General features: G+C 41.8%; 10 protein-coding genes. 3 read left to right on the top strand and 7 right to left on the bottom strand.

Annotated features, from left to right (window positions below):
• Window positions 1-99: 99 nt before the first annotated feature.
• The 3 genes from LV85_RS21445 to LV85_RS21435 are packed head-to-tail and all read left to right on the top strand — an operon-like array spanning window position 100 to window position 4958.
• Window positions 100-1149, top strand: a complete 1050-nt coding sequence (locus LV85_RS21445; RefSeq protein WP_211318454.1) for an ATP-binding protein — start codon at window positions 100-102, stop codon at window positions 1147-1149.
• A 7-nt stretch (window positions 1150-1156) separates the two neighbouring features.
• The gene (locus tag LV85_RS21440; protein ID WP_111323313.1) at window positions 1157-4330 is read left to right on the top strand and encodes a type I restriction endonuclease subunit R; all 3174 of its coding nucleotides are present in this window, start codon (window positions 1157-1159) and stop codon (window positions 4328-4330) included.
• Window positions 4331-4355: 25 nt separating this feature from the next.
• The gene (locus tag LV85_RS21435) at window positions 4356-4958 is read left to right on the top strand and encodes a hypothetical protein (protein ID WP_111323311.1); all 603 of its coding nucleotides are present in this window, start codon (window positions 4356-4358) and stop codon (window positions 4956-4958) included.
• Window positions 4959-5025: 67 nt separating this feature from the next.
• On the opposite strand, the gene mnmE is transcribed toward LV85_RS21435, so the two are convergent.
• From mnmE to LV85_RS21400, 7 genes are all read right to left on the bottom strand, one after another.
• Window positions 5026-6408 (bottom strand): tRNA uridine-5-carboxymethylaminomethyl(34) synthesis GTPase MnmE, encoded by a 1383-nt coding sequence (mnmE, locus tag LV85_RS21430; protein ID WP_111323309.1) that lies wholly within the window; start codon window positions 6406-6408, stop codon window positions 5026-5028.
• A complete protein-coding gene (locus tag LV85_RS21425) occupies window positions 6405-6860 on the bottom strand; it encodes a thioredoxin family protein (protein ID WP_111323307.1) in 456 nt (151 codons plus the stop codon). The genes mnmE and LV85_RS21425 overlap by 4 nt, the downstream gene beginning before the upstream one ends.
• 257 nt (window positions 6861-7117) lie before the next feature.
• Window positions 7118-8014, bottom strand: coding sequence for a metal ABC transporter permease (locus LV85_RS21420; protein WP_111323305.1), 897 nt, complete (start codon window positions 8012-8014; stop codon window positions 7118-7120).
• A complete protein-coding gene (locus LV85_RS21415) occupies window positions 8004-9296 on the bottom strand; it encodes a metal ABC transporter permease (RefSeq protein ID WP_111323303.1) in 1293 nt (430 codons plus the stop codon). The genes LV85_RS21420 and LV85_RS21415 overlap by 11 nt, the downstream gene beginning before the upstream one ends.
• A 1-nt stretch (window position 9297) precedes the next feature.
• Window positions 9298-10086 carry a metal ABC transporter ATP-binding protein gene (locus LV85_RS21410; protein ID WP_111323301.1) on the bottom strand — a complete coding sequence of 263 codons (789 nt, stop codon included), beginning with the start codon at window positions 10084-10086 and terminating at the stop codon, window positions 9298-9300.
• A complete protein-coding gene (locus tag LV85_RS21405) occupies window positions 10083-10997 on the bottom strand; it encodes a metal ABC transporter solute-binding protein, Zn/Mn family (protein ID WP_111323299.1) in 915 nt (304 codons plus the stop codon). Before LV85_RS21405 ends, LV85_RS21410 begins: the two co-directional genes overlap by 4 nt.
• Window positions 10994-11656, bottom strand: coding sequence for a metal-dependent transcriptional regulator (locus LV85_RS21400; RefSeq protein ID WP_111323297.1), 663 nt, complete (start codon window positions 11654-11656; stop codon window positions 10994-10996). The genes LV85_RS21405 and LV85_RS21400 overlap by 4 nt, the downstream gene beginning before the upstream one ends.
• Window positions 11657-11818: the final 162 nt, after the last annotated feature.

The raw sequence follows: 11818 nt of genomic DNA, 5'->3' as shown, positions 1-11818 counted from the left end.
TTTCTTGAGTGCTGATTCTTGTTCTTTCATACTGCTCTATCTTATAAACTTTAACTAAAATTCAAAGTCTTAGACAGAGTTTAGATTACAGTCTCCTCCTTGACTTTAGGGATTGATTCATTTTTTCCTTACCAAAATTTATCCATATCTGATTTATTTTTCCTTTTAAGACCTACTGGCCAATCTCAAAGACCAATATTACTAGAAGCTATTAGGTCATTAAAAATGATTAGAATAGGTAAGGAAAAAAATCCTGGACTATCAATTAATACCAAGAAAAAATCAGATGAAAGTAAAGCTAAATACTTTTCATTCTATCAAACTAACATCAAAGAAATTGAGGATAATTCATGTAATTTTGATATCAACTTTTTAATTGATCAAATAAAAGAGGAATGTGTTTACCCAACTGGGTATACAGATAGGCAACCTGATGTAAAAAAGTGGGGAGGGTATGATGCAAAAACTTATGACTACCAAACCTCACTTATTGGAAGAATTTCGGACTTAATTAATACTGAAGTATTTAATAAGCTATTAGGTTTCCAAGGAGCGCCTAAAGGATGTTCTTCAATCGTTGAAGGAATAAATAAATTTATCACACAAAATGAAGAACAAGTTTTAAGAATAAGTTTTGAAAATATCCCATCTTCTTTTTCGGTAAAAGAGATAACAGCTAACGCACTTGCTTCATTTCTATTAAACCTTGCAAGACAAGGTAAATTTAGAACAGAACCATTAATACTTTTTGTAGATGAGGCACATCAATTCTTGAATAAAAATATAAAAGATGAGTTTTTTGAAAGTCAAACTTTAGATGCCTTTGATTTAATAGCTAAAGAATGCCGCAAATACGGATTATTTCTTTGTCTTTCTACTCAAATGCCTAGAGATATCCCAGCTGGAACATTAAGTCAAATGGGCACTTTTTTAGTTCATAGATTAATTAATGAACTCGATAAAAAAGCAATTGAAAGTGCCGCATCAACTGCTAATAGAAGCGCAATATCTTTTTTACCAATACTTGGGGAAGGAGAAGCATTGTTGGTCGGGGTAGATTTTCCAATGCCATTATTGCTTAAAATGTCAGAACCAGAAAGGAAGCCAGTATCTACAACTCCAAAACTGAGAGCAAAACTCCCTAAGTAACTTATAAATGAAATTCACCGAATCCCAACTTGAACAAGCCTTTATTACCCTCTTAGGAGAGCAGGGTTATCCCTACGTGCCAGGAGAGGAGATTAACAGGGGTAAGGAAGAAGTTTTGATTCGGGAAGATTTGCAGGGCTATTTACAGGAGCGTTATGCTGCGCAGAAAATCACTCCGGTGGAGATCTTTTCCATTATTCGGGAATTGGAGAAGTTGCCTGCTTCGGATCTCTATGAGACGAATAAGGCGATCATGCACTGGGTGCGGGATGGCTTTCTGCTGAAGCGAGAAGACCGAAACCAGAAGGATATTTTTATCTCGTTGATCGATTACGAGCAGCCGGAAAAGAATCGCTTTAAGTTCGTCAATCAGTTGGAGATTCAGGGTTTTGAGAAGCGTATTCCCGATGGGATTCTCTATATCAATGGCTTGCCGATGGTAGTCTTTGAGTTTAAATCTTCCATCCGAGAGCAAGTAAGAATCCATGAAGCATATAGTCAGCTGACGGTTCGGTACAGAAAAGATATCCCGGATTTATTTAAGTACAATGCCTTTTGTGTGATCTCCGATGGGGTGAATACCAAGGCAGGAAGTTTTTTTGCTCCCTACGAGTTCTTCTATGCCTGGCGGAAAATTGAATGTTTGGATCAGGAAATCGACCCTACTACTGGCAAGTCCACCAAGGTGCATGGAATCGACGCCATGTACACGCTGATTCGTGGGATGCTGGATAAGCACCGACTTACGGATATCATCCATAATTTTATTTACCTGCCGGATAGCTCCAAGAAAGATGAAAAGATCGTCTGCCGCTATCCGCAGTACTATGCAGCGACAAAGCTATTTGATAATATCAAACTCCATCAGCATCCTGAGGGAGATGGTAAGGGAGGAACTTACTTTGGTGCGACAGGTTGCGGGAAGAGCTTTACCATGCTCTTTTTGAGCCGCTTGCTGATGAAGAGCGTGGACTTTGCCAGTCCGACCATTGTGTTGATCACCGACCGTACCGATCTGGACGATCAGTTGAGCGGACAGTTCACCAATGCCAAGGCCTTTGTCGGAGACAATGTGATCAAGTCTGTGACCAGTCGGGATGATCTACGAAATGAGCTGAAGGGCAGAAATTCTGGGGGAGTGTTCTTGACCACGATTCATAAGTTTAATGAGGACACCGAATTGCTCACCGATCGAAGCAATGTGATTTGTATTTCCGATGAGGCACACCGCAGCCAAACCAATCTGGATCAGAAGGTTCGGATTACCGAGCAGGGCGTGAAGAAGAGTTTTGGCTTTGCGAAGCATCTCCATGATTCCCTGCCGAATGCCACCTATGTGGGTTTCACGGGAACGCCGATCGATGCGACCATGGATGTGTTTGGGGAGATTGTGGATACGTACACCATGACCGAATCGGTGATGGATGATATTACTGTGCGGATCGTTTATGAGGGCAGAGCGGCCAAGGTGTTGCTGGAAAATAGAAAGCTTCAGGAGATCGAGAGCTATTACCTGATGGTGGCTGATTCCGGAGGAAATGAATACCAGATCGACGAGAGCAAGCGGCAAATGGCGCAGATGGGGACTATAGTCGGTGATCCGGGAAGAATCGAAGCCATTGCGAATGACTTTGTGGGGCACTATGAAACCCGAGTCGAAGAAGGAAGCACACTGCTAGGTAAGGCGATGTTTGTGTGCAGCAGTCGGGAAATTGCCTATATGCTCTATCAGGAAATCTTGGCTTTGCGTCCAGCTTGGGGAGAAATCCTTCATGCTGCCGAAGGAGTGGAGCTCAGTGAAAAGGATAAAAAGGAAATCCTACCCATGGCCAGAGTCAATATGGTCATGACGAGAGGAAAAGACGATAAAGAAGCACTCTACAACCTGTTGGGAAATCAGGACTATCGAAAGGAACTGGACCGACAGTTTAAGAATGCCAAGAGTAATTTTAAGATTGCCATTGTGGTGGATATGTGGCTGACAGGTTTTGATGTGCCTTTTTTGGATACCATGTACATAGATAAACCCGTACAGCAGCATAGTTTGATTCAGACAATTTCGAGAGTGAATCGAAAATTTGAAGGAAAGTCAAAAGGCTTGGTGGTGGATTACATTGGGATTAAGAAGCAGATGAATTTGGCCTTGAAGCAGTATTCTACGGTGGATAGCCAGAACTTTGAAGACATCGAGCAGTCCATTATCGTAGTCAAGGATCAGTTGGATCTACTGGAAGCGATCTTCCACAAGTTTGATTACAGTGCCTATTTTGACGGCACACCGCTTCAGCAACTACATACTCTTAATAAAGCTGCAGAATTTGTGCAGCTAACCCAGCAATTGGAGCGACGCTTTATGAATCTGGTAAAGCGGATGAAAGCTGCTTATGATATTTGCTCTGGATCTGCTGCCTTTACCAATGAAGTGAAAGACAAGATTCATTTTTTTATTGCGGTGCGCTCCATTGTATTCAAGTTGACCAAGGGAGAAAGCCCCGATACCGATCAGATGAATGCGAAAGTTCGGGAGATGATCCAGGAAGCCATTCAGAGCGAAGGAGTAGAAGAGATCTTTAAATTGGGAGAAGATGGACAAAGCGAAGTGGATATTTTTGAGGCCGATTACTTAGCTAAGATCGATAAGATCAAGCTTCCACATACGAAGATCAAGTTGCTCCAAAAGTTGCTGGCCAAGGCCATTGATGAGTTTAAGCGCATCAACAAAATCAAAGGCGTTGATTTCTCCAAGCAGATGCAAACGCTGGTAGATAAATACAATGAGCGTAAGGAATCTGATGTGCTTCAAAGTGAGGTATTGGAAGATTTTACGAATGAGATTATAGATCTGTATTACGCCATGAAAAAGGAGAAAGAATCCTTTGCTGAGCTGGGGATTGATTTCGAAGAGAAGGCTTTCTATGATATTCTAAAAGCCCTGGCCAAAAAGTATGATTTTGTCTATCCCGAAGACAAGTTGATCCATCTGGCTCAGGCGGTTAAAGATGTGGTGGATGACAAAGCCAAGTACACCGACTGGAGCAAGCGAGATGATATCAGGGCAGAATTGAAAGTGGATTTGATTATCTTACTTGCCGAGAATGATTATCCTCCGGTAGATCGGGATGAAGTCTATAAGGAGATTTTTGAGCAGGCGGAGAATTTTAAGAGGTATAATGGGAGGTAAAACTAATTTTTAAACAACTATAGATATGGCAGAAGAAAATAAAAGTTTTTGGAGCAATTTACCAGCGTTACTTACTTCAATAGCTGGACTAATTACAGCAATCGTAGGGATTTATATCTACCTAGATAATCGTCCTCCAGATAACATGTCCGATGATGAAGTGAATCAAACTGTTGAATTACTTGAAGATCAGAGTAATATTACCACAACAGAAATAGAAAGTAAACCTGAAGAAATAGACAATCCAACTCTATCTGAACAAGTAAATGAGCAGGAGAATATTGAAAAACCGGAAGTCATAAGTTTGCCTAAAAAGGAAAAGATCGAATTGGCTTACACCACAATCTTGAGTGGACAGGTAGTAAAGGTTGGTAATTATTTACCCATAGATGATGGGAAATACAGTCTATTTCAGAACAATGTTAGTGAAAACCCTGAAGAGGCTGACATTGAGATTAAGAATTCTAGCCAAGCGTCCATAGCTACATCAAAATTGTATCCAGGGGATTATTATATTTTTGAAGACAATCAATATTCTTATAAAGTGAGATTGTTACGAGTTAAAATAAGAAACTTCGGTGCTAACTATGCCTTTTTTAATGTGGAAAGAGCTTCAAAAAGACAATGAGATTGCTTTGTTTCTGAAGAATAGGGACAGGCTATACCTCATCACATTGAAGATGAAATTCCTTGCTTTACTTCCCGATACAAAAATTCCTAAAAATATTCTCTAACAAATCATCTGTGGTGATCTCACCCGTGATCTCACCGAGGAAATGTAAGGAACGGCGGATGTCCATGGCCACAAAGTCATTGGTTACTTCGTTGTCCAAACCGGAAAGAATGTCTAATAATGACTCCCGGGTTTTGACAAGGGAATCGTAATGACGCACGTTGGTCACGACAGTATTTCCGGTTCTGAATTTATCAAGATTTACCAGAACAAGGATTCTAGCTTTGAGTTCTTCGAGGTTATCTTTCTGTCCTGCAGAGATAAAAATAGTGTCAGGATGTTTTTCTTTTAATTCATTAACCAATAGTGAATTAGCTTTATCTATCTTATTGGCAACTTTAAGGAAGGGAACACCTTGATTTTCTAGTTTATTGACATCCCGATTAATCTCTACCAAGTCAGTATCCCCCAAATCGAAGAGATACAAGATCAAAGAAGCTGTCTTCATTTTCTCCTGAGTTCGGCTGACGCCGATAGCTTCTATCGTGTCCGTAGTTTCTCTTAATCCAGCGGTATCTATAAAGCGGAAGATTACTCCGCCGATGTTGATTTCGTCTTCGATAAAGTCACGGGTAGTTCCGGCGATTTCAGATACGATTGCTTTTTCCTCATTGAGTAGGGCATTGAGTAGGGTGGACTTACCTGCATTTGGCTTTCCTGCGATGACGGTTGGAACGCCATTTTTGATCACATTTCCCAGGTCAAAACTCAGGATCAATTCCTCCACCACTCGTAGTAGGCGCTCTACCAGCGTCCGTAATTCTTCTCGACTGGCAAATTCCACATCTTCTTCACCGAAGTCCAGTTCCAATTCTATCATGGAAGCAAAATGGATCAAACGTGCTCTAAGTTCTTGAATTTCAGAGCTGAATCCGCCGCGCATCTGACTTAGTGCTGCCTGGTGGGATGTTTCAGAATCCGCATGAATCAGATCTGCTACGGCCTCAGCTTGCGCTAGATCAAACTGCCCGTTGAGGAATGCACGCTGAGTGAATTCTCCTGGCTTTGCAGGTCGTGCTCCTTTGCGGATGAACAGCTTGAGAACTTGATTGATAATATATGAAGAACCGTGCGTGGAGATTTCCACCACATTTTCCTTCGTGAAGGACTTAGGAGCGATGAATAGGGAAACCAAAACCTCATCGATGATTTTATCGCCGTCTCGAATGGTTCCGAAGTGAATGGTATGCGATTCCTGTTTTTTCAGATTTTTACCAAAGAAAACTTGATTTGTGAGACTGATAGCCTCTTTTCCAGAAAGTCGAATTACTGCAATAGCTCCTACGCCTTGGGCTGTTGCCAATGCAATTATGGTGTCATTTTGTTGGGAAAGGGAAAAACTCATTTTGATGCGCCAATTCCATTATCCACTATCTGGCCTAATCCATTTAGAAACTCCGCGGGCTGTCTATAGCCGGGTAATTGGGTGATATTCTTCAAGGTAGGATCTATGATCACAAAATTTGGGTAAGACTGTACACGCATTGCTGCAGCCATTTTGGCCTCTGTATAGGATTTGCCTTTGAAATCAAACTTCCGCTTGTTGTCTTCAGCATCCATTTTGACCGCATAAAACTTCTCGTTGATGTACTTGATGACTGCTGGATCGGTAAAAGTTTCCTTATCCATTTTCTTGCACCAGCCACACCAATCAGTATAAACATCTACTAAGAGCATTTTAGGATTTGCCTCAGAAGCGGCAACTGCCTCCTCAAATTTCAGCCATTCTATTTTATCCTGTGCTTGCGCAAAATTGGCAGTGAGGAGAAGAAGGGCTATGATTAATAATTGTTTCATGTATTAAATAAATGTTTTTGTAGCCATGATACTAGGTATCCAGAGAAACTGTGGGCTGAAATATTCCTGATTAGTTATTTGTTTAACATTCATACTTTATGCTTATCTGCTCTCAAAAGTGCTAAAAGCAAAATAAGAAATAGTAAACTTTCAAATTGATGTGACTTCGGTCATCCGTCATCGGTCTTCCAGCCTGATAATCAAAGGAGTTAAGACAGTTTGTATTAGTTCAAATATTGATATAGATTTCTAAAGTTTCAATTCTCCAACGGCTTGATAGAGGTGGAAGTTCCGAATATACTATTTGGCTTGATGCTTTTGAATAGTGCGCTTCCAAGAAATACGACTCCTCCTACGGCTACCATCATTCCGGCAATCGAACTATCCACCAAATATGCCATGTAATATCCTGCTATCGCAATAAAAATACCTAACCCGCAGGTAAGTTTAATAAGAGATGTTAATTTTTTAGTCCAAAGGAAAGCCGTGGCAGGAGGGACGACGAGTAAAGCCACGACCAAAATAGCTCCCACTGCTTCGAAACTACTTACCGTGGTATAAGAGACCATACTCATCAAAGCGAGGTTGATCGCGCCTGCAGGAAGTCCTATTACCAATCCGAAGTTTTCGTCGAAACTAGTCAGTGTTAACTCCTTGTATAATAAGAATATAAATGCTGCTACTAGAAGCAAATTCAAGACTGCTAAATAGGTGATTCTCGGCCCCATACTAAAGCCTGCATCTGTAATCCAAAGGTCAATTGGAAGGTAAGCTATCTCTCCATAAAGCACACATTCCTGATCCAGATCTACCTTGTAGGCTAGCATATTTATCAGGATAATTCCTATGGCAAAAAGGAGGGTAAAGGTGATTCCAATGGATGCATCAAGCTGAACTTTAGCTTTATTTTTCAACCAATTGATAATCAGCGTAGCCAAAATCCCCAGAATACCAGCTCCTATAATTACTTCCAGGCCACGCTGACTGCCAGAGACGAAAAAGCCAATTACTATTCCCGGTAGCACTGCATGAGAAATGGCATCTCCTGTCATGGACATTTTGCGAAGCATCATAAATACGCCAAGCAGTCCACAAGAAATGGATATCAGTGAGGCGGTGAAAATGATCAGAAATGCGTTTTGGTCAAAGCTCATCGTTGTCGCGGGGGATAGCCTCTTGGTGAGGATCGAGTTTAGGATAATTTAATCTACTCTCTAGCAAAGCCTCAAGCTCAGGAGTAAGGATGTGCTCTAGTTTTTCGGCCGAATCATGCACGTGATCTGGAGCGATATTCATGTACTCATTGAGATAAAGTTCCCAAAGTCTATGAAGTCGCACTATGCGTTTTGCTTCTGATTTCCCTTTAGGAGTGAAATCAATAAGTCCTTGATTTTGAGTTAATAAATCTGATTTAATTAAATCATCAATCGTATGCTTAGTTTCTCCCTTTTTATAAGGAAAGGACTGATAGATTTCTTCTATTGAGAAGGTTTTTTTGCCGCTTTCCAATCCATGAAAAATCAATTTCAATAAGTGATCTTGATGAGTTTTTTTCAGGTAATACCTTCTAGCTATGTAGCGTGAAAGCACTCCTTTCTTTGGTGCAAATAGGAAAGATGCAAAAGCAAATAATGAGAGACAAACTACCACCCAAGGCCCTGTAGGCATCTGAGGAATTACGAATGAAACGTATGTGCCGATGATCCCAGAGATAGCCGAAAATGCGCCGGAGATCAGTAGAAGTTTCCCGAGTTTATCAGTCCAGAATCTCGCTGCAGCTCCAGGAGCGATCAGCAAAGCTGCCATTAAGACCACTCCGATAGCCTGAATTCCGATCACCACTGCCAAAATCATTAGTACATTAAATACCAGACGAATTGCTCCCATCGGGTAGCCAATCGACTTTCCGAAGTCAGCATTGAATACCAGCATGGAAAATTCCTTTCGGAAGGCAGTGAGCGTAATGATGATCAATATCGCCAGTCCACCATAGATATAAAGGTCTTCCTCTAAGATGGCTATGGCATTTCCGAAGATGAATTGATTGAGGCCTGCCATCTCTGGATTACCAGATTTCTGTATTACTGTCAGTAGCACTACACCAAAACCAAAGAAGATAGATAGGATAGAAGCGATGATTGCGTCATCGCTTAACCTCGTGTTGCTTTTCAGCCAAGAAGTAAGAAAGGTCGCCAGCGCCCCAGATAGAAATGCACCTGTGACGATATAGATCGGGTTTTTTTCGCCGGCCAACATAAAGCCTAGGCAAATCCCAGGAAGTACCGCATGTGAGATCGCATCTCCGAGTAGGGCTTTTTTGTCGAGGAAACTGTATGTTCCCACGTACGCGGAGCCTATGCCCAGCAGCGTGATTCCGATGACCACAAAGGCAATCGATGCATCCTGAAAAGTGAAGAAATAGACGAAATCACTCATATCAGTTTTTCAATGGATTAAAGTCCTTTTGACGAATGATATCAGTCACCTTGGTAAGCAAGTTGAGTTTTCCTCCGTAGGTTTTTCTGAGAAGTTCTTCCGTGACTACTTCGGATTTTGGGCCAGATGCTACCAAGTGCAGGTTTAGCATAATGATCCAGTCAAAGTAATTCATTGCTGAATGTATGTCATGATGGACCACTATTACGGTCTTGCCTGCTGCTGTCATTTCCTGAAGCAATTGGAAGATCGCTGTTTCTGTCGCCATATCAACTCCTGCAAATGGCTCATCCATTAAATACAAATCAGCTTCCTGCGCCAAAGCTCTGGCAATAAAAACCCGCTGCTGCTGGCCTCCGGAAAGCTCAGAAATCTGCCGATCCACAAATGATTGCATGCCTACTTTCTCCAGGCAATCCATTGCTATCTTCTTTTCCTTTTTTCCAGGCCTTCGGAAAAGACCTATTTTGCCATAGGTGCCCATCATAACCACGTCGAGCACGGATGCTGGGAAATTCCAATCCACTGATTCTCGCTGGGGAACATAACTAATACGGCTCCTCACATCATTTAACTCGCGGTCAAAAATCTTGACATAACCACCCGTCACCGGAACCAAACTCATAATGGCTTTGATCAGCGTTGACTTTCCTGCTCCGTTGGGACCAAGAATTCCGATCAGCTTACCAGGCGGAAGACTCAGATCCACATTCCATAAAACAGGGCTTTGATCGTAACTGACCGTCAGATCGTGTATTTCTAAAACTGGGGAATCTACGTTTATGATCATTTCGTTAGGCTTTCAAAAATTACTTGAACATTGGTTTTTACCATTCCTATATAGGTGCCGGCAGGGGAGTCGACAGCTCCAAGGCTATCAGTGTACAGTGGGCCAGCCAATTTGATATCATGGTTTTGGTTGGCGCATCCAGCGACGACAGCTTCTATGGCTTTGGGTGAAATCGTCTGCTCGGCAAATACTGCATGAATATTTCGCTCGACGATAAAACTCACTAAACCTGTTAAATCCCGAAGTCCCGGTTCGCTCAAAGTTGATAAACCTTGTAGGCCTAGAACTTCCAAATTATAAGCTTTTCCAAAATAAGAGAAGGCATCATGAGCAGTAATTAGGGCTTGGTTTGCCTTGCGTAGCTCGGCTACTTTGCTGAGATTGTCCTGATGCAAAAGGGCTAGTTGGGAAAGGTAAGATTCGGTGTTTTTGCTGATATCTGATTCCCATTCAGGCTGCCATTTTATGATTTCTTCAGAAGCATGAGCGAGTGCCAAAGACCAAAGTGACACATCAAACCAGATGTGTGGATCTACGGAGTGCGCCTCTGGTCCGGATCTCAATAATAGTTCCTGTGGGATTTCTTCGGAGACATTGATGAGGCTTTGGCTGAATGCCAGTTTCTCAAAAATCTCCGTCATTTTCCCTTCAAGGAAAAGTCCATGGTAAATGACCAAGTCTGCATTTTGTAGCAAATCCAAATCCCGAACAGAAGCCTTATATAAATGTGGGTCTACTCCAGCTGGCATCAAAGAAACTACTTCTGCATGCTCGCCGACGATGTTGCGAATTCCATCAGCAAGAATACTAGTGGTGGCCACGATCTGTGGTTTTGTCCTCTCTTCTGGATTGTCAAATTTGCAGGCGAAAGAGAGTAGCAGTAATGGGAGGATTGCTAGTAATTTTCTCATGACTGAATTGCCAAAATATTCGCTGCAACATCCTTGGACATAAAGAGTGTTTTTTTCTGATCGACGAGAATTTCCATCGAGCCATCAAACTCCACTTTGTCCAGAACTTTGATTCTTGCTCCAATATATGCACCCACTTTATCTAGGTATTTTAGGAAGGCTGCGGAGCTATCTTTTACGGCTACGATCTGACCAGACTGATCTACTTCCATCTCGTTCAAAGCAAGTCTTGGTCGAGCGCGGACATCTCCATATTCATCAGGAATAGGATCGCCATGGGGATCGAATTTTGGGAAGTTCAGATAGGAATCCAAACGCTGAATAAGTAGGGGAGATTGGATATGTTCCAGCTCCTCTGCTACCTCGTGAACTTCGTCCCAAGCGAACTGTAATTTCTCCACCAAAAAGACTTCCCAGAGTCGGTGTTTCCGGATAGTTTGAAGAGCTAGTTTCTTGCCCTCTTCCGTGATATTAACTCCGTAATATTTTCGGTATTCAATCACTTCTTTGTCTCCCAACTTTCTCAACATGTCAGAGACTGATGCAGGTTTGGTTTTCATCTCCGCCGCCACATCGTTTGTCGATACACTTTTAGTGGCTCCGTCAGATAGGTGATAGATGGCTTTCAGGTAATTCTCCTCAGCTGTAGTTAAGGTCATGCTCTTCCGATTTATACTGAGACAAAGGTAAATATTTATTTAGATATAGCTAAAAATATTTTCAACAGAGGCTAAATCGGCTGTGGACAAGTCATTTTGAAATGTGTTTAGTGTTTTAGGTTGGGCTAAAAATAAGATTAGTCTTATTATAAAATTGCCTTA

The organism is Algoriphagus chordae (assembly GCF_003254055.1).
In the GTDB taxonomy this organism is placed as follows: Bacteria; Bacteroidota; Bacteroidia; order Cytophagales; family Cyclobacteriaceae; genus Algoriphagus; species Algoriphagus chordae.
This window is presented reverse-complemented; position numbering and strand designations above follow the sequence as displayed.

Bases quoted from the DNA above. Each gene is read 5' to 3' on its own strand.
- mnmE (WP_111323309.1), bottom strand. From the start codon at position 6,408: ATGAGTTTTTCCCTTTCCCAACAAAATGACACCATAATTGCATTGGCA.
- LV85_RS21400 (WP_111323297.1), bottom strand. From the start codon at position 11,656: ATGACCTTAACTACAGCTGAGGAGAATTACCTGAAAGCCATCTATCAC.
- LV85_RS21405 (WP_111323299.1), bottom strand. From the start codon at position 10,997: ATGAGAAAATTACTAGCAATCCTCCCATTACTGCTACTCTCTTTCGCC.
- LV85_RS21435 (WP_111323311.1), top strand. From the start codon at position 4,356: ATGGCAGAAGAAAATAAAAGTTTTTGGAGCAATTTACCAGCGTTACTT.
- LV85_RS21440 (WP_111323313.1), top strand. From the start codon at position 1,157: ATGAAATTCACCGAATCCCAACTTGAACAAGCCTTTATTACCCTCTTA.
- LV85_RS21415 (WP_111323303.1), bottom strand. From the start codon at position 9,296: ATGAGTGATTTCGTCTATTTCTTCACTTTTCAGGATGCATCGATTGCC.
- LV85_RS21410 (WP_111323301.1), bottom strand. From the start codon at position 10,086: ATGATCATAAACGTAGATTCCCCAGTTTTAGAAATACACGATCTGACG.
- LV85_RS21425 (WP_111323307.1), bottom strand. From the start codon at position 6,860: ATGAAACAATTATTAATCATAGCCCTTCTTCTCCTCACTGCCAATTTT.
- LV85_RS21420 (WP_111323305.1), bottom strand. From the start codon at position 8,014: ATGAGCTTTGACCAAAACGCATTTCTGATCATTTTCACCGCCTCACTG.